Annotated in this window: 17 protein-coding genes and 1 pseudogene; 12 read left to right on the plus strand and 6 right to left on the minus strand. The window is 43.4% G+C overall.

The window, feature by feature from the left end; genetic code table 11:
- Positions 1 to 67: 67 nt before the first annotated feature.
- Entirely contained in the window at positions 68 to 703 is a 636-nt protein-coding gene (locus ABIE27_RS14115) for a TetR/AcrR family transcriptional regulator (RefSeq protein ID WP_429350747.1), read from the minus strand.
- Between the two features lie 137 nt (positions 704 to 840).
- On the opposite strand from ABIE27_RS14115, the gene ABIE27_RS14120 reads away from it, so the two are divergent.
- Positions 841 to 1608, plus strand: coding sequence for an alpha/beta hydrolase (locus ABIE27_RS14120; protein WP_429350748.1), 768 nt, complete (start codon positions 841 to 843; stop codon positions 1606 to 1608).
- A 143-nt stretch (positions 1609 to 1751) separates the two neighbouring features.
- On the opposite strand, the gene ABIE27_RS14125 is transcribed toward ABIE27_RS14120, so the two are convergent.
- On the minus strand, positions 1752 to 2009 hold the full coding sequence (locus ABIE27_RS14125) for a GlsB/YeaQ/YmgE family stress response membrane protein (protein ID WP_123066576.1): 258 nt from the start codon (positions 2007 to 2009) through the stop codon (positions 1752 to 1754).
- A 157-nt stretch (positions 2010 to 2166) separates the two neighbouring features.
- Between ABIE27_RS14125 and ABIE27_RS14130 the strand changes: the two genes are divergently transcribed.
- The 4 genes from ABIE27_RS14130 to ABIE27_RS14145 all read left to right on the plus strand — a co-directional run bounded on the left by ABIE27_RS14130 (position 2167) and on the right by ABIE27_RS14145 (position 6380).
- Entirely contained in the window at positions 2167 to 2874 is a 708-nt protein-coding gene (locus ABIE27_RS14130; RefSeq protein ID WP_123066577.1) for a response regulator transcription factor, read from the plus strand.
- A gap of 41 nt (positions 2875 to 2915) precedes the next feature.
- Positions 2916 to 4298 carry a sensor histidine kinase gene (locus ABIE27_RS14135; protein ID WP_429350749.1) on the plus strand — a complete coding sequence of 461 codons (1383 nt, stop codon included), beginning with the start codon at positions 2916 to 2918 and terminating at the stop codon, positions 4296 to 4298.
- Positions 4299 to 4426: 128 nt separating this feature from the next.
- Positions 4427 to 5143 (plus strand): hypothetical protein, encoded by a 717-nt coding sequence (locus tag ABIE27_RS14140; protein ID WP_429350750.1) that lies wholly within the window; start codon positions 4427 to 4429, stop codon positions 5141 to 5143.
- Positions 5144 to 5480: 337 nt separating this feature from the next.
- Positions 5481 to 6380 carry a cation diffusion facilitator family transporter gene (locus ABIE27_RS14145; RefSeq protein ID WP_429350751.1) on the plus strand — a complete coding sequence of 300 codons (900 nt, stop codon included), beginning with the start codon at positions 5481 to 5483 and terminating at the stop codon, positions 6378 to 6380.
- A gap of 143 nt (positions 6381 to 6523) precedes the next feature.
- Here the strand turns inward: ABIE27_RS14145 and ABIE27_RS14150 are convergent, their stop codons facing one another.
- The 3 genes from ABIE27_RS14150 to ABIE27_RS14160 all read right to left on the minus strand — a co-directional run bounded on the left by ABIE27_RS14150 (position 6524) and on the right by ABIE27_RS14160 (position 7828).
- Positions 6524 to 6994, minus strand: coding sequence for a ferritin family protein (locus ABIE27_RS14150; RefSeq protein ID WP_123066581.1), 471 nt, complete (start codon positions 6992 to 6994; stop codon positions 6524 to 6526).
- 105 nt (positions 6995 to 7099) lie between these two features.
- Positions 7100 to 7570: a hypothetical protein gene (locus ABIE27_RS14155; RefSeq protein ID WP_429350752.1), complete on the minus strand. Its 471-nt coding sequence runs from the start codon at positions 7568 to 7570 to the stop codon at positions 7100 to 7102.
- A gap of 72 nt (positions 7571 to 7642) precedes the next feature.
- Entirely contained in the window at positions 7643 to 7828 is a 186-nt protein-coding gene (locus ABIE27_RS14160; protein ID WP_123066583.1) for a hypothetical protein, read from the minus strand.
- Between the two features lie 291 nt (positions 7829 to 8119).
- Between ABIE27_RS14160 and ABIE27_RS14165 the strand changes: the two genes are divergently transcribed.
- From ABIE27_RS14165 to map, 5 genes are all read left to right on the plus strand, one after another.
- A complete protein-coding gene (locus tag ABIE27_RS14165; RefSeq protein WP_429350753.1) occupies positions 8120 to 10018 on the plus strand; it encodes a beta-glucoside-specific PTS transporter subunit IIABC in 1899 nt (632 codons plus the stop codon).
- Between the two features lie 42 nt (positions 10019 to 10060).
- A complete protein-coding gene (gene licT / locus ABIE27_RS14170; RefSeq protein WP_123066585.1) occupies positions 10061 to 10900 on the plus strand; it encodes a BglG family transcription antiterminator LicT in 840 nt (279 codons plus the stop codon).
- 15 nt (positions 10901 to 10915) lie between these two features.
- Positions 10916 to 12370, plus strand: a complete 1455-nt coding sequence (locus ABIE27_RS14175) for a glycoside hydrolase family 1 protein (protein ID WP_429350754.1) — start codon at positions 10916 to 10918, stop codon at positions 12368 to 12370.
- 253 nt (positions 12371 to 12623) lie between these two features.
- Positions 12624 to 14627: a glycoside hydrolase family 16 protein gene (locus ABIE27_RS14180; RefSeq protein WP_429350829.1), complete on the plus strand. Its 2004-nt coding sequence runs from the start codon at positions 12624 to 12626 to the stop codon at positions 14625 to 14627.
- 286 nt (positions 14628 to 14913) lie between these two features.
- Positions 14914 to 15654, plus strand: a complete 741-nt coding sequence (gene map, locus ABIE27_RS14185; protein ID WP_123066588.1) for a type I methionyl aminopeptidase — start codon at positions 14914 to 14916, stop codon at positions 15652 to 15654.
- Positions 15655 to 15949: 295 nt separating this feature from the next.
- Here map and ABIE27_RS14190 read toward each other — a convergent pair.
- Positions 15950 to 16255: pseudogene (locus ABIE27_RS14190) on the minus strand (FAD-dependent oxidoreductase); the annotation flags it as partial.
- A gap of 152 nt (positions 16256 to 16407) precedes the next feature.
- Between ABIE27_RS14190 and ABIE27_RS14195 the strand changes: the two are divergent.
- Together ABIE27_RS14195 and ABIE27_RS14200 are read left to right on the plus strand one after the other, a co-directional pair.
- A complete protein-coding gene (locus tag ABIE27_RS14195) occupies positions 16408 to 17772 on the plus strand; it encodes an MFS transporter (protein ID WP_123066655.1) in 1365 nt (454 codons plus the stop codon).
- A 63-nt stretch (positions 17773 to 17835) separates the two neighbouring features.
- Positions 17836 to 19038: a macrolide family glycosyltransferase gene (locus tag ABIE27_RS14200; RefSeq protein WP_123066590.1), complete on the plus strand. Its 1203-nt coding sequence runs from the start codon at positions 17836 to 17838 to the stop codon at positions 19036 to 19038.
- The last annotated feature ends 86 nt before the right edge of the window (positions 19039 to 19124 follow it).

Consider the following 19124-nt stretch of genomic DNA (forward strand, 5'->3'; position numbering starts at 1 on the left):
AACAACCGAGCTTTTTTGGCATGAATAAATTCTGAAATAGTCAGGAGAAAATTTATAGAATTAATCATCAAATCAACTCAGAGGATGAAGAGCTCGTTACTCCCTCTAAAAAGACACGTACGATTTTCTCCGCCATGACATGATGTGACTCATATTTTTGCTGATCATGCTCTCGGTTCCCCATCAACATTAGAGTCGAAAAAGCTTCTGCCAAGAATAACGGCTCTTCTTCACGAAAGAATTTCTCATCCATGGCTTTTCTGAAATGCGAGGCTAACACATCATGAATCTGATGTTCTGCTTCACGAATGGCATGAATCTGTTCTTCCTCCAGAAAAGGCTCCGCTTCACGCATCATCATTTCGATCTCACCATGCGGATTAGCAAGACGAGCTTCAGCTAATCGAATTAATCCGTCTCGGAGATGTTCAGCCTCATCCAGCATGTGCGCCGTAATTTTTCTAACGTTCTGCAACATCGTTGTCATGGCTGCCACGAATAGATCCGCTTTGCCCGCGAAATGATAATATATGGTTGGTTTGGATACGCCGCATTTCTTGCCGATCTGCTGAAGGGTCACCATCTCGTAGCCAAATTCTTTAAATAGGGAAGATGCCGTATAGATAATGGTTTGCTGCATGGAAAGGTCATTGTCCGTCTGCTTAGGTCTCCCACGCAAACGTTTAGGTACTTGCTCTGGCATATGTTCGTACACACTCCTTCAACAGTATTTTATGTCAAATCATAAATATAAGCAAAGAGACTTGTAATTTTACTTACCAGTAAATATAATTAATTCTGTAATTAAAAATGATACGTTTAAAGGTGGGCAACGGAGTTATGGCAAAGACAACAGTGCGTAAGAGCAGATGGAAGAAAATAGCGATATGGATTAGTGTAGTTATTATTGCCCTGGTAGCAGGCGTGTTTGCCTACCTCGCATCTGTCACATACAGCCCGTCGGAACAAGCGGAAGCGGCAATGAAAAGTGATGCTCAGGTCGTTGTTAGTGAAGTGAAGAACGGTTATCAATTTGAACCTAAAGGGCAGGACATCACACAGCCAAATGTTGTGTTTTATCCCGGAGGTTTGGTGGAGCCGGCAAGTTACGCGCCTATGGCACGAGCACTAGCGGAGCAAGGACATCGTGTATATATTACGAAGATGCCACTGAACTTGGCGATGTTCGGTGGAAACCGGGCAGTTTCGTTTCTCGCGGAACATGCGGGTGAACGTTTTGTTATTGGTGGGCACTCATTAGGAGGTGTGTTTGCTTCAAGATATGCTGTGACGCACACAGCTCAGATCAAAGGTGTCTTTTACCTAGCTTCTTATGCAGATGATAGCGGGAGACTGGACGGAACGAACTTATCCGCGCTTCAAATTACGGGAAGCAATGATGGTGTTCTGAACTGGGAATCGTGGGAAAAAGCGAAGTCCAATCTTCCGAATGACACGACATATGTAAGTATTGAAGGCGGCAACCATGGTCAATTTGGCTCCTACGGCATGCAGAAGGGAGACAACGCACCTAAGATCACAGAACAGGAACAGCTTAAGCAGGTTGTTCAAGCATTGGAAGAATGGATGAAATCAATAAAACCATGATAAAATAAAAAAAGACCGAGGTTTTCATCTCCAAACGATGAATGCTGTCGGTCTTTTTATGATTTTCTATGCATTTAATACTCTTGCAACACCTCTATAAAAAATGTCTATTGAACAACCGGATCGATATCCGCTTCTTTTGGTTAACGTCTGCGGAAGGCTCCGCCGCGTGCCAGAGCAAAAAAGATGAGCAGGGCAATGATCGAGCCAACGATGGCCGGAATGATATGAAATCCCCCAATCACAGGTCCCCTTGGTCCAAGCAATTCCGTTCCTAACCAGGAACCGATAAAACCCGCAACAATGTTCCCGAGTACACCGCCCGGTACGTCCCGCCCAATCAAGTTGCCACTTAACCAGCCAATAAGTCCACCAACAATAAGTACCCAGAGCAGATCCATGGTTTGTTCTCCTTTCTTCGGGTTTATTAGAAGTTATGTTGGGTTCAGAGGAATATACCTCATCTTCCTGTTGGTGGAGGTGTTTAAATGGTCTGTGCTAAGATGAAGGTACTTATGATTCAAGCTGGGGAACAAGGATAGAAGGGGTGTACAGACATTGAAGAAAATACTTGTCATTGACGATGAAGTCGCCATTCGTGATTTGATTGAGCTTGTACTACGGAGAGAAAACTATAATGTGCAAACCGCAGAAGATGGCAAAACCGGACTGCAATTGCTTGACTCTTTTCAACCCGACCTGGTGGTACTTGATTTGATGCTGCCAGACTGCTCCGGATATGACTTGTGTAAGGAGATTACCGGGAAACGTGCCGTTCCTGTTATTATGCTCTCTGCCAAAAATGAGATTATCGACAAGGTTCTGGGGCTTGAGCTTGGCGCGGAAGATTACATGACCAAACCTTTTGACAATCGGGAATTGCTCGCTCGAATCAAGGTGGTTCTGAGAAGAAACGAGAACAAGGAGGAGACAAATGAAGGGAAGGAAGTGCCTTCGACACGTATCATCCATGAAGAGCTGACATTTGATCTTGAAAGCCGAAGAGTGCTGAAAAACGATGTGCCCGTCTCCTTAACAGCCAAAGAGTTTAAAATTCTCGAAACTTTACTTAAAAGGCCTGACAAAATCTATACTCGGGATGAGCTCTTACAGATCGGATGGGGATATGATTTTATGGGGGATAGTCGCAGTGTGGATATGACCATCATGCGCTTACGGAAGAAACTGGAGGATAACGCGGACGAACCGAAATATGTCCGAACGATCTATGGTTTCGGCTATCAGCTTGGAGGTGGCGAGACCTGAAGTACGCAACCCGGCTACTGCTGAACTATTTATTTTTCTCTGTGCTCTCCTTTGGCATCATCATCTTTGCCGTCAATAAAGCCATTGATTACTACAGCTTCATTACTATTGAAAAACAAATGATGGAGAAGGCGGACCTGTCTGAGTTGTCCTTCCGTGAGGTGCTGGCACAGCATCGATCATCATCAGGGGAGCCGCAGACGAAGGAAATCGTCAGACTTGCACTGGAGAAGCTGAAAGCTTCAGGCAAGGAAGTGCGTATCTATGACAGCTCCAAGCAGCTATTGGGCTTGGCTGTAAATGGCATCATTATTAATGATGGCAAACCACACATTTTTGAGAAAAATATTGAAAAAGCTCTGAGCGGAAGCTATGCCTACACTGTAACGGATGATCATCTGCTTTATTTTGCGACCCCCATTCAGAATCAATTTTATGAAAATGCTTATGTGTATGAATTTGTAGAGGACATTTCATACTTTTATGCAATCATGGATCAAATCCGTTATGTGCTGTTTGCGGGTGCAGGCGGATTCATTGTGCTAATTACGTTAGCCAGTCTGTGGATTGCACGCAATACAACCAAGCCGATTAAGGTGCTACTTGATGCCACACAAAGTTTCTCCAAACAAGAATTTCGTCGAGTTCATCTGAACCGAAAGGATGAGCTGGGCATGCTGGCGGAAGGGTTAGATCAAATGGGGCAGCAGCTTCATAATTACATTCAATACCAGAAACAATTTGTCTCGAACGTATCTCATGAGTTAAAAACACCTCTGTCAGCGATTCGTGGTTTCTCTCAATACCTGTACGAAGGGGAGAATGAGAACGAAGAGCTGCAAAAAATCTACGCGCATCTGCTGCAGGAATCGGATCGGCTCACCCGTTTGATCAATGAACTGTTGTTGTTATCCCGATTTGACAAGACAGGTTCAAGCGAATTGGAGGTCGAAAAGACAGAAATGAACGCGCTGATCCAGCAAGTTGCCACGAATATGGAAGCCAAGGCGAAGGAGAAAGAGATCAGCATCACAGTTAAACAAGTGGATGGAGAGCCGTCAGATGAAAATCTGACAAAAGTATACGCGAACGTCAATCCAATGCTCATATCCCATGCAATCGCCAACTTGATGGATAACGCTATCAAATATTCAGGCAGGCATTCGAAGATTGAAGTGCAGATGGAACATACGTCAAGCGAGGTTATTGTAAAGATAGGTGACCAAGGCATCGGTATCGCGGGTGATGAACTGGAGCGAGTACAGGAACGCTTTTACCGGGCGAAAAATGCAAGCACAGCGAATGGTTCTGGTCTCGGTTTATCCATTTGCAAAGAGATCGTCGAGCGGTTCAATGGATATATCGACGTAGAAAGTGAGTTAGGACAAGGCACGACAGTGACGATTGTGTTACCTCGTGCCTAAGCTTGCTCCTGAATCGAAGCCCAAATAAGTACCGTTACAAGACTGATACATTTCTGTTATGAGACTAACAAATGCTTTTTTTATAATGACTTCATAAGAACAAATCACACATTTATGGAGGGATTATGATGAAGTTTACAAAGAAAGCTACAGGTTTTATCCTACTGAGTATTGTACTAACGATGGCAATGACGGGCTGTCAGTCCAGCAATGCCAAGTCTCCAGAGTCTGCTCAGAACTCGGTTGAACCAGGTGCATCGAAGGAGCAGAACAAAGACGAGGGAGCAACAAATTCAAATGCCCCTGCTTCCGAAAAATCAGAGGGAGAAGATGGTGACGTCATTAAAGAAGGCTCAGTGAAGAAGGAAGGCAATGTGGTGCTGAAGGAGCTTGCTTTTGTCTATAACGAGCATACCATTGCGATTTCGGATACAGCGAATGAAGAGCAGATGGAACAGATGCTGGGCAAACCAGACAATTTCAAATCCCATACGTACACTGCAGGTGACGGAACCAATATGGATAATTTAATCGGATTTACGGAAAAAGTATACACGTACCCTGGTCTGGAGATTAAAACAATCAGTGTACCTGAAGGAAAACAAGACTCGATTTTTAATATCCAAATTACCGATCCCAAGTATACGACAGTTCGAAATATTAAAGCAGGGGACAGCTTGGACACACTAAAAAAAGCGTATCCTGAAGGGAAACTGTTAGGTAACGGGGCACCTGACGAGGAAGATGACTTCCGTTACGAGCCTTCCAACTATGTAGATGTCATGTCGTTCCATATCAAGGATTCCAAGGTTGAGAGCATTCAGATCTTCAGCCTGCTGGACTAAATGTACAATCGATTCACTTCTTTCATTCACAGAGCCGTTTGATAAGATTTACTTTTCGAACCTGCCCAAAAGTATGGGCAGGTTTTATGTCGTTATGAATTGATAAGAGATTGTAGCGTATGTAGTGTTTTTAGCGTTATATACCTCCAGATCTATCCATAAAAATTAGAGGGAGTACAAGTTTTCCTTACGCAACTTTTTTGGATTCCCATTAAACTCTTGCGGCACTCAGACTATGTTTGCTTACACTCAAAACGTTTCTCTAGACCCACACAAACGTTCAATGATACCATCATACAAGTGTTAAGAGAGTTGAAGACTGCAGGAGGAACGGAATGTGGATCAAGTAAGATACGATAACTTAAAACTCGGGGAACGTGGGGCGATCATCAGTATCATCGCTTATATATGTTTGACCGCAATAAAGCTGGTGATTGGCACAATTGCTGGCTCTGAAGCACTCAAAGCAGACGGCTTGAATAATGCAACGGATATTGTCGCATCCATCGCCGTACTGATTGGTTTAAGATTCGCCCAGCGTCCGGCTGATAAAGATCATACATATGGGCACTGGCGGGCAGAAACGGTGGCTTCTCTTGTCGCTTCGTTCATCATGATGGCTGTGGGACTGCAAGTATTGTTCGAAGCCTTTGGCTCTGTGTTTGAAGGTAAGCACGAATCTCCTGATCTCATTGCTGCGTATACAGGTATTTTCTGTGCGATTGTTATGGTTTTGGTCTATCGATACAATAAAAGACTGGCCACACGTATCAAAAGCCAGGCTGTTATGGCTGCCGCACGGGATAATATCTCCGATGCTTGGGTGAGTATTGGTGCCGTCGTCGGGATCGTGGGTTCTCAGTTCGGCCTTCCTTGGCTTGACCCTGTAACGGCGATTATCGTCGGTTTGCTGATCTGCAAAACGGCCTGGGATATTTTCAGAGAAGCTACGCACCATCTTACGGATGGATTTGACGTAGAGTTAATTCAAGAATACCGGGAGACTATTGCCGGAATTGATGGTGTAGAGACGGTTAAAGATGTTCGAGCACGTAATTACGGTAGCAACGCCGTGGTTGACGTGGTGATCACGGTTCGGGGAGATTTGGATCTGCAACAAGCACATGATATTTGTACCGATGTGGAAAACGAGCTTCTGGAAGAGCATGATGTGTATACGGTACACGTTCACGTTGAGCCGGAGCCAGAGCAGGAAACGGTCAAAGAATACATGTAATATTGTTCGAAATGTAAAAAGGGCAAGAAAACGCAAAAAACCAGTAAACGATAATGTTTACTGGTTTTTTGCTGTTGTTACCTACTTAAGCTTATTTCACATTTTAACATGCCAGCATTAACGCAAATGACCTAATCCACCAATCATTTAGGCATATTGTACATAATCAAATTATTGTACTTATCCGCATGTTTTTGTTCGTCCAGAATGATTCCCCATACCGTGTCTTTGTAGATGCCGTAGGGTAAACCAAACCATATTCTTCTGTACTTCTCCACAGCGGAAAGTTCACCCTGGAATGCCTTCTGCAATCCACCGAGATAGGAAGTGACGCTCTCGGGGGGTTCACTGCTTATACCCGTGATTTCCTGACCTGTGAGGTCCTTATACATCTCTCTGAACATCCGATTATGCCCACGCTCATCATCGCGAATGCTTGTAATGATTGCTGCTTGGTAGGTGTCTGGAGCCATGCGAATAAGAGCATCATAGAACAGTTCATCATTTCGTTCGCCTTGAACAGCGGATTGTATTAATCCGAGTGCTTCAACTGTTGATGTTGCCCATACGGGAGTAAACGGATTTCTGTAAAAATAAGGATAGGTTGCGTACATGCTAATCCCTCCATGCCCATGATGAAATAAGATATGCACATACGCCCAGTAACGTTAACCTTCTTTTCGTTAGGATTCCTCGATGACTTTCCTTACCCCAGCACTCTAACGATTGAAAAGTTTAACGATATCGTCTGGGAATATCATTTTTAAAAGCTTACTGTAGCCATAGGCAAGCACAAAAGGCAGGAAATAAGACCAGTACGTCCAGAACATATTCCATCCGTTAAAATAAACAACATGCCCCATCAACTTAGCACACCACTCAATCAGCGTCAGCACAAGTGCTGATATAAAGATGCTTGGCCACGGTCTGGCCTTTTTCACTAGAATCATGTACATCATGATACACCCCGTAATAGGATATATACCAAGATCCATCGGCAGGGCAGCATATGACTGGTTGTTTGTATTCGGCATAATATTCCAGAAATAATTAAATCCAACATTGTTAATGCAAGCCGATATTGCCACACCAAGTGGGAAGTATAACACGAGCAAGTAGTAATGACGCCTTAAAATCCATGCACCCAGTAGCAGGGGGACGAGCATACCCAAAACCCAGTTACCCAGCATATCATTTTCCTCCAAATCTAACTCTGATCTTCGACTCCGTCTCAGATTTAATACAGATTTAACTGTGGCAATTTAATCTGTTTTTTTCTGTTCAAGGAGACGGTTGACTTGCTCCGCAATGGCATCTAGTTTTCGATCGTAGTGCTTGTAAGTGAACCAGCCTACAACGGCTTTAACTGCAAAGAAGAGAACTGCAGCGATAATCACCAAAATATAGTCATGGGCAATGTGTTTTAACCAATCATTGATGTGCTGCATTATTTACACCCCCGTCGCATACATATATCGTCTGGTTAAGATGCCCATTAAATCTTAAGGTAATTCATAAATGCTAATAAGATCCTTTGCGTATAAAGTGTTGCTTTTTGTCGAAATCCATGCTACATTATCGATGTAAACGTTTATATTTGCTTTAAACAACTTCATATATGATTCAATTTGGCGTGTTACTGTTCGGCAGGCAAGGCCTAAATTGGGTGGTTTGTATATTTATTATACCCACCTAATTTAGGCCTTTTTTTATGCACAATTTCAGGGTGAGGTGTTTACATGAATTACAAAGAAACCGCTAAGGCTATCCTTAACAAAGTAGGCGGACAAGAAAATATCAATGATTTTCTCCATTGCTCTACCCGATTAAGGATGAATCTGAAAGATCCAAATCAAGCAAAAACCGAAGAAATTAAAGCCATGGATGGCATCATGGGAGCCGTATACAGCGGCGGACAATATCAAGTTATTATCGGGAATGATGTAAGCTATGTATATAATGAACTTAAACAAATGATCACTATAAACACAGATGAAAACCCGGAGCCAAACAAGAAAAGAGATATGAGTTTTAAAGGTTTGTTTGAGAGTTTTGCCGGATTGATCACGGGCATTTTCCAGCCGATCATTCCAGCAATCGCAGCGGCGGGTATGTTTAAAGCTTTGCTTTTATTGTGCACATCGCTTGGTATCTTATCTAAAGAAAGTCAGATTTACGCTTTATTGCTTAATATCGCTGATGCAGCGTTTTACTTCCTGCCTGTATTGCTGGCATACTCAAGTGCACAGAAATTCAAAACCAATCCATATATTGCGGCCACACTGGCGGGGGTTTTACTGCATCCTAAAATGATCACATTACTTGGAGGAGAAGTACCCCTACAAATCGCTGGTATTCCAGTACCTAATATCAGTTATGCGTCCAGCGTTTTACCCATTATTCTGACCGTATGGCTCATGTCATATGTTGAGAAATTTGCGGATAAGGTATCCCCTGGTCCAGTGAAAATCTTCCTAAAACCTTTGATTGTTCTTCTTGTCATGGCACCACTGGCTCTCACAATTCTGGGGCCAATCGGAAACTATCTGGGTGTAGGTCTGTCAGACGGTTTATTCTGGATTCAAGGTAAAATTGGTTGGTTAACCGTTGTGATTTTAGCCGTATTCCTTCCATTTATCGTCATGTTCGGAATGCACAAAGTGTTTTATCCCGTTATTTTCGCAGCCATGGTTTCACCAGGCTATGAAACATTGATCCATAGTGCGATGCTTTCTTCTAACATGGCACAAGGCGCTGGAGCACTGGCGGTCTGGTTCTTGGCAAAAGACAAGAAATTGAAGCAGGTTGCATTGCCAGCAGGTATATCTGGATTGTTCGGCATTACCGAACCAGCTCTGTACGGGGTACATTTACGTCTGAAACGCACGTTGGTCGCTTGTATGATTGGTGCAGGGTCAGCGGGACTCTTTGCCGGTATCGTCAACTTGAAAGCTTATGCAGCAGTAGGGCCGGGTCTTGCTTCTTTGCCGATGTTTATCGGGGCTGAAAATAACTTTACCTACGCGCTGATTACAGCAGCTATTTCAATCATCGTTACTCCAATTGCCGTTTATTTCATCGGCTTTAACGATCCTGGAGCAGATTCAGATGCACAAGCTTCATCAGGAAATTCTGCTCAGGGAGAAACAACGCCAGCAGCTCCGAAGAAAGAGAAATTGCAATCACGTTTGGTTGTCTTTTCTCCGATTGAAGGAGAGGCAATTCCGTTAAAAGCGGTAAACGATGAAGCGTTCTCCCAAGAAGCAATGGGGAAAGGCATGGCAATTAAACCTGTTAAGGGACAAGTTATGGCTCCATTTGATGGAACTGTGCAAACTGTGTTTCGCACCAAACACTCGATCGGTTTGAAATCAGTAGAAGGCATTGAACTTCTGATTCACGTCGGCATTGATACCGTCAAATTAAAAGGAAAGCATTTCAATGTTGTTGTTCAGGAGGGAGATATCGTGAAACACGGTCAACTTCTGATTGAGTTCGATATGGAGGCCATTGAAAAAGCAGGCTTTGACATAACAACACCCGTAATTGTAACCAATAGTGGTGATTATCTTGAAATCCTTGGATATGAGCAATCTGAAAAAATAGGACCCGAGACGCCACTTATAACCATTTTGTAATATTATGGGGTAAATTCACCCTGAACATAGAGGAGCATGGATATGAGAGTAGTTAAGGTTCTCAATACAAGTATTGTTTTGGCCAAGCGTAATGACAATAAAGAGGTTATTGCCATGGGCAAGGGAATTGGATTCAGAAGCAGACCCGGGGACATCATTAACGAAAATGAAATTGAAAAAGTATATGTCGTTGAGAATGAAGGAATGTCCTCGGATATGACTGCACTGATGAGAGAGACGCCGGAAGAGTATTTAATTTTGGCAGACGAAATCATATCCTATGCGAAACAAGTATTATCGCGTGATCTGAGTGAAAATCTCTATTTTTCGTTAACAGACCACCTCCATATGGCTGCCAAACGATTCAAATCGAATATTACGATACAAAATCGCATGTTATGGGAAGTGCAGAAGTTTTACCCGCAAGAATTCCTCATTGGGAAGCAGGCATTGAAGTTTATTAAAGATAAGCTTGGACTGGATCTGCCGGAAGAGGAGGCAGCTAACATCGCCTTCCATCTGGTCAACGCCCAGCAAACGGAACAAAACATGAGTCAGGTCATGATGATGACTACTACCGTTAAAGATATTCTTAACATTATTCGCATTCATTACGGAATTGAGCTGGACACATCAAGCATTAATTATTCACGCTTTTTGACTCATCTGCAGTTTTTTGTTCAGCGATTGTTAGAGAATACAATGCTCCAATCCAAGGATGATGAATTGCTCGAACGAATTTCGAGTAAATATCCAGAGGAAAGCAATTGTGTTTCCAAGATCAACAATTATATTGGCGCGAAATTTGAACGATTTATGTCCGACGAGGAGAGATTGTATCTCATTATTCACATTAGCCGTGTGATGGACAGAGCGCATTAACAGGAGGATTATGATATGACGACCACCAGAACATTTCCCGAAGGATTTTTATGGGGCGGAGCAATTGCAGCGAATCAGGCTGAAGGAGCCTGGAACGTGGCAGGAAAAGGAATTTCCACCGCCGATACGGCTATGAATAAGAAAAATATTAGTAAAAGTGATTATAAAAAACAAAACGCTGTAAGTTCAGAGCAGCTTGCGGCAGCGCTTGAGGATCAATCTACCGTGAATTATCCGAAACGAAGAGGAATCGATTTCTATCATCGGTATCCAGAGGATCTTGCATTAATGGGTGAGATGGGGATCAAAACGCTGCGAACTTCCATTGCGTGGACCCGGATTTTCCCGAATGGCAATGAAACTCAACCCAATGAAGAAGGACTACTCTTCTACGATCGTCTGTTTGACGAGATGATTAAAAATGGCATTGAACCTCTGGTTACCTTGTCTCACTATGAGATGCCGATGTATCTTGTCGATCATTATGGAGGATGGACCTCCAGAGAAGTGGTTGATATCTTTGTACGATTCACGACAACGGTGTTCAACCGATATAAAGATAAAGTTAAGTATTGGATCACTTTTAATGAAATTGATGGTATTGTTCGTCATCCATTCACTAACGGTGGCATTGTTCCGGATCGGTTCGAAAATGTTGAGCAGGCGGTATACCAAGCGCTTCATCATCAATTCATTGCGAGTGCTTATGCGGTAAAGCTATGCCATGAGATTATTCCAGATGCCCAAATTGGTTGTATGCTGACAAGCCTGTTGCACTATCCTCACACATGTAATCCGCTGGATGTGTTGGCTGCGCATAAAAATAACCAATTTAACCTGTTCTTTACCGATGTGCAGGTGCGGGGCACTTACCCAGGTTACATCGAGAGATATTTTAGAGAGCAGGGAATTACTATTGAAAAAGCTGAAGGCGACAGTGATTTGCTAAAAGAGTATACGGCTGACTTCATATCATTCAGTTACTACAACTCCTTTGTTGCAAGTGCAGATAGCGAAGGCCTGGAAACGGTTAGTGGCAATACGATGGGCGGCGTGAAGAACCCTTACCTTCCTGTCAGTGATTGGGGATGGCAGATCGATCCGATTGGTTTAAGACTTGCGCTTAACCATCTGTACAGCCGTTATCAGGTTCCTTTATTCATCGTGGAAAATGGACTGGGTGCTTACGATAACGTTGAAGAGGATGGTACAATCAGCGATCCTTACCGCATTGAATACCTGCGTTCTCACATCGAACAAATGCATGAGGCTCTGCTGGATGGTGTTGAAATCATGGGGTATACCGTCTGGGGAATCATCGACCTAATCAGCTATTCCTCTTCCGAAATGGAAAAACGCTACGGTCTAATCCACGTCGACCAGGATAATGACGGAAACGGCACGCTGGAGCGAAGACGGAAGGAAAGTTTCTTCTGGTACCAGAATCTGATTTCTAATAATGGACTATAAACACATGCTAAAAAGTTAAAGTAAGAGATGATTTCTGTATTGTAAAGGAATCATCTCTTTTTATTCGTAGAATGAATTGGCAGGCTAAAACAAATTATAAATATATCTTTCAGCACATTCTTCTTTTCGGTAGAATAGAGTTATCCGATCTGTAATCTTTTTCCTTATTGATAACGGATTGGAAAAATGATTTGAAGGAGGAGAATGAATGAAATCGGCTGCTTGCAGGGAGAGGCAATTGGTGTACAGAAGGATGGGTGTGATGCTCGTATTCATCATGCTGGCCAGTGTTTTACTTGGGCCCGGCTCAACGGCTCGGGCTGCCGGGAAGACGATTACGTCCATGGAGTACTTTTCATCTGCTGACGGACCTGTCATATCCAAATCCGGGGTTGGCAAGGCCAGTTTCGGGTTCGTGATGCCTAAGTTTAATGGGGGTTCTGCTGCATGGAGCGAAGTGAACGGGGATTTAGGTGTTAATGTCAAGGTAGGAAGCCAATGGGTGGATATTGATCAGGCGGAAGGCTTTACGTACAACCAAAACTGGGGACACTGGACTGACGCCGGCTTTCATGGATATTGGTTCACTCTCTCCTCAACAACCGATGTTCAATTGTATTCCAAAGCGAACGGAATAAAGCTTGATTATCGACTGGTCTTTCAAAACATTAACGAAACAACGATCACAGCAATGAGCCCTACACAGGGGCCTGACATCATTGCCAGCAGCACCGGAGGTGCCGGCTTTACGTATCCCACCTTTAACAATAATCCATCAGTCACTTATGAAGCCGTCGCTCTGGATCTCAAGGTGTATGTGAAACCAGTGCAGAGCAACACGTGGATTGATATTGACAATAACGCAGCCAGCGGCTGGATTTACGATCAGAACTTCGGCCAATTCACTGAGGGTGGAGGAGGATATTGGTTTAACGTAACCGAGTCTATTCACGTCAAGCTGCAGTCCAAAACATCGGCTGCGAATATTATTTACACCATTACATTCAATGAACCTGTGCGTAATTCATTCGTAGTTACTGCCTATGAAGGCACAACTTTCACAGCAGATGAAAGCGGTTCCATAGGTATTCCACTGCCCAAGATTGGCGGGAGCGCACCTATTGCGAAGGAATTACAAAATTTTGTATACCAAATCAATATCAATGGTCAATGGGTAGACTTAAGTAATAGTGGTCAAAGTAAATTTACGTATTCCGCCAATGGCTACAATCCGATTTCCGATGCCAATCAGTGGGGATACTGGGCCGATCATATCTATGGTCTATGGTTCAGACCTATTCAGGAAAATATGCAAATTCGAATCGGCTATCCGCTTAACGGACAGCTCGGTGGAAACGTGGGCGGCAACTATGTGAACTATACACTCATTGGCAACCCGGATGCCCCACGTCCCGATGGTTCGGACCAAGAAGACATCTCCATCGGTACACCGAACAATCCGGCAATTGAAGGCATGAATCTTATTTGGCAGGATGAGTTCAGTGGTTCTGCGCTGGATACAAGCAAATGGAATATAGAAACAGGGTATTATCTCAATGATGATCCGGGAACCTGGGGTTGGGGCAACGCGGAGATGCAGCACTACACTACCAGTCCGCAAAATATCTTTGTTCAGGATGGAAAATTAAATATTCGTGCAACACATAGTAACCAATCATTCCCTCAAGACCCGAATCGTTTTGCGAAATATGCCTCCGGTAAGGTGAATACCAAAGACAAGTTATCCTTGAAGTACGGGCGTGTCGATTTCCGTGCCAAACTGCCTACAGGGGATGGCGTCTGGCCTGCACTCTGGATGCTGCCGCAAGATTCGGTATATGGCACTTGGGCTGCATCAGGTGAAATTGACGTGATGGAGGCAAGAGGTCGTCTGCCTGGAACAACCAGCGGAACGATTCACTTTGGCGGGCAATGGCCTGCCAATCAGTATGCAGGTGGAGAGTATCACTTTCCCGCAGGACAAACTATTGCTAACGATTATCACGTATATTCTGTAGTTTGGGAACCGGACAACATCAAATGGTACGTGGACGGTAAATTCTTCTATAAAGTTACCAATCAGCAGTGGTCGTCTGCAACTGCACCGAACAACCCTAATGCTCCATTTGATGAACCGTTCTATTTAATCATGAACTTGGCCATAGGCGGTAATTTCGATGGTGGTCGCATTCCCAATGCTTCGGATATTCCTGCAACCATGCAGGTGGATTATGTTCGGGTATATAAACAGCAATAATGGTTTTAATGTAGTTCACTTGAGTTAATTTAGCGAGAGCGAAATCCATCATGCAGCATGATCATTAACGTTATTTGCCATTTACCAGGGGTGAACTTCGGTTCACCTCTTTTTTGCACACGTAAGAGAGGTAAGGGCAGCACGTAATCAAAGACGTAGATGTCAAATTTTTGAGTTTTTCCTTTGTGCGAGTACATCAAATCCTAAAAATGTTGCAAACAGCGGTGATTTATGATGCAATCAAAGTGAACCACGTTAATAATGATGAGAATAGTGAGGTACCGTTATGATTGCAAAAACAGAAGAGGATTTTAATGGTTTAAAAGAAATTGGTAAAATTGTTGCTTCCATTAGAGATACGTTGGTTGAGCGGACCGCCCCCGGTGTAACAACAAAAGAACTGGATGATTTGGCTGGAGCGCTTTTTGAAAAAGAAGGCGCCATTTCCGCTCCCAAAAGTGAATATGACTTTCCTGGTTATACATGCATTAGTGTCAATGAAGAAGTCGCACACGGAATTCCAGGGGATCGGGTAATCCAAGAAGGCGATATCGTCAACATTGATGTTTCCGGCTCCAAAAACGAATATTTCGCAGATACTGGCATCTCGTTTGTGGTTGGCCAGGGAGATGAAGTGTTAACGAAAATCTGTGAGGTAGCCAAACTCGCTTTTGAAGCAGGTCTGAAAAAAGCGAATCCTGGTTCCAAAAAGAGCGGGATTGGCAAAGCCGTTTTCCTGACCGCACGCCAGCACGGGCTAACCGTTATACGAAACCTGACTGGACATGGAGTGGGCCGGGCTATTCATGAAGCGCCGGATCATATCTATAATTACAATGACACGTCAGATGATGAGTTGTTAAAAGAAGGTATGGTTATTGCCTTTGAACCCTTTATTTCTACATCTGAAGAAGAAGTGTATCAAAAAGGGGATGGATGGACGTTTGCTACGAAAAATAGTTATGTAGCTCAGATTGAACATACGATCATTCTGTCCAAAAAAGGGCCAATCATTATTACCCTGTAACTACAGAGGGCAATAAAATGTTTTGTGAGATCATAGTTAAAAGCCGATTCCAGAAGTAGATGTGGAATCGGCTTTTAGCGTTATAGTAAACCATAAGCAAAAATCTGAAATTGAGCAGTGTGCGTACATTATTTTGCCTAACCGCCCGTTTCCATGGCACGTGAAACGAATTAGAGTGTTTTTTTTCAACGAGTGGTCTGTTCTGCAAATAAAGATCCGAATCGGGGCTAGAGCCATGCATAATTTTGTGCGTTACAATTTTCGCCAACACACCGTAGATTCGCACACCTTCTGATTTAGAAAAGGGCTCAATATGATTGATCGATTGTTCACACAATTTCAGTTGACGGGCGGCTGCTTCTTCACCGAACGTATTTTTCAAAGAAATAAAGCTTTCTTCCCCCGTATATTGAATCAACGCAGTATTGGTGCTTGTGCTGCCTTCTCCAACCTTCCGCTTGTCCACGACAACGACTGATAATCCTTGATCACATAGAAAATGAGCACACTGTGCACCTGAACTGCCCGCACCGATGATGAGAATATCACAAGTAACGTTAATATCAGCGAGATCAACAAAGAAGAACCACTTAATAAACATTTTTGTTTACAAAGTGGTTTACTTATCCTATATTAAAGATACATCTGCAGGTGTATTTTACTAATATTTCAATATATATGGAGGTGTCCGTGACAAACGAGAAGCCCATCGGCATCTTTAATCGACGTTACAGCGCAATGACCATTGGCATTATGTTGGTATTAACCACTTCGGCATTCGAAGGGCTAGCGATTACTACCATTGCAGCCAAAATAGCTAAAGACATGCAGGGAATTCATTTATATGGCTGGATTTTTAGCGCGTTTTTGTTATGTCAGCTTGTAGGAACCCTGGTGATGGGCCAGCAAGTGGACAGGCGAGGTGTGTTCAATTCCATTCTTATATCTTTTGCTGTTTTTGTAATTGGAACAATCATTGCTGCGACATCCATGAACATGTACATGCTCATTGGAGGAAGAGCCTTTCAAGGATTTGGAGCTGGCGCTTTAATTACATGTGTCTATGTGTGTGTAACATTATACTACCCGGATACGCTCCGAACTCAGATTTTAGCCGCTTTTTCAATGGCGTTTGTTCTTCCTTCGTTAATCGGGCCTTATTTTGCTGGACTTCTTGCTTCTTATCTGTCTTGGCGGTTTGTTTTCTGGATCGTTATTCCTTTGATTGCACTTGCTCTTCTGCTCACATATCGCTCATTTCGTGATCTGCAGCGCAATCAGCACATTATAGAAGAAGCACGAGGAGTTGACTCAAGAACAGGTCAGGCCATTTTATTAGCTATTGGAACGGGATTGCTACTGACAGGTCTTGGCATGATTACAAGTTGGCAGGGCATAGCTCTTTCAATTAGTGGATTCATAATCATGATACCGTTCATGCACAAATTACTGCCTCAAGGAACATTTCTAATCCAATCCGGTTTACCGGCAACCTTGGTAACAAGAGGATTGTATGTGGCTTGTTATTTTGCAACGGAGAGTTTTGTTATTTTGGGTTTGACTGAGATGAAGGGGGTATCGGCAGAAACTGCCGGCTTACTTGTCGCAGCAGGCTCATTAAGCTGGTCTGGAGCGGCATGGTTGCAAGCCCGATTGGATGTAAAAGACCAAGGTGATGGACGGAAGCAGCGAGTGATGTATGGAATTGGCATTATGATCATCGGAGTTATGCTCGTGATGCTGGCTTTATTTTTGACGGATACCGGGATCCCGCTCATTCTCCTCTCACAGATTATTATTGGTTTTGGTGTGGGTCTGGCTAACCCGACTACCGCAGTCCTTGCTTTACAGTATGCTGAGCTTGGAAAGGAAGGAAAGATGTCAGCCAACCTTCAGTTTGTCGATTCTTTTTATGTGGCTGTAAGCATTGGTGTAAGCGGTTCATTAGTTGCTTTAGCCAAAACGATGGGATGGGGCATATCAACAGGGATTCTGATGGTGCTGACGCTTCAACTTCTATTGGTTATACTGAGCTTTTTCTCATCGTTGCGAATTACAGCCCATACATCTAAATCACATCAGCCCACTGGGCAAAAAATAGATACACTTCCGATGTAAACAAACAACCGGTCAGACCAGATACAGATCGGAGGCACATATTACATTCAGGAGGTGCGCACGATGGCGCGTGTATTGGTTGTCATTACTCCGGCTGAAGGCCATGTGAACCCATCCCTTGGGTTAATTACGGAGCTAGTCAAACTTGGAGAAGATGTTGTTTATGTTTGTGTTGAGGAATATCGTTCTCGGATTGAGCAAACGGGGGCTAAGGTCATGACCTATCCTTTTGCGGAGGATGCTTTCTCACATGAGCCTACACTCAAGCCTTTGGCATATCGGCATCCCTACCAATTCATACACATGGTTACTTGCGGTATCATTCCCAAAATGATTCCTGAGGTGCTTCGTTTGATACAGCATGAAACGTTTGACTATCTGATCTATGATTCACTGATGGGGTGGGGAGGTCAAATCCTCGCTGAGAAATTAGGGATTCCATCTGTATGTACGATAGCTTCTTTTGCTTCCGTTGAGCCAGCACGCGTAGAGAATGGGGAGGATATCGATACACAGGAACTATATGAAGCGATTATGAACATGGCAAAAGAAATAGCAACAACGTATAAGGTCAGCCTTCCTGCTGTGGAGGAGATGATGGAACATAAAGCTCAATTAAATATTGTTTACACCAGCCGTTATTTTCAGCCACGGGCAGAAGAATTGCATGATCGTTTTCTATTCACGGGTTCATCGATTATTCCGCGGGAAGATGCCCCCGAATTCCCATTTCATCTTCTTCGTGAACGACATACGAAGACGGTATACATTTCAATGGGAACCATACTGAATAAAAACCTGGAGTTTTACAAACTGTGTTTTGATGCATTAAAAGATCACTCAGTAAATGTTGTTTTATCTTCGGGGAAATATACCGATATTACATCCATTGAAGAAATGATTCCCGATAACTTTATCGTGAAGCCTTATGTTGCTCAGATTGAAATATTGCAGCATGTAGACGTTTTTGTTACCCATGCAGGCATGAATAGTGTAAGCGAGGCGTTATATTTCGATGTTCCACTTGTCATGATTCCCATGACATCAGATCAACCATTTGTTGCGGGTCGCGTAAAAGAACTTGGAGCCGGGCTGGTATTAGATCAACATCACCTGAACGCAATCCAATTAGAGGAGGCGATTATGGAAGTACTTCACAATCCCATCTATAAAGAGCAGGCACATCTCATCGGCAAATCTTTGAAAGAAGCTGGGGGCTGCACCCTTGCGGCGACGGCCATAATGCAACAATTTACCAAGGTATAACTGCACTCCACCTCTTATTCTCATCATATAACAGGGAATATACTTATTGTTAATACAACAACCCCCTCACTTCATTTCTTTCGAAA

Source organism: Paenibacillus sp. 4624, from assembly GCF_050435065.1.
Taxonomy (GTDB): Bacteria; Bacillota; Bacilli; order Paenibacillales; family Paenibacillaceae; genus Paenibacillus; species Paenibacillus amylolyticus_D.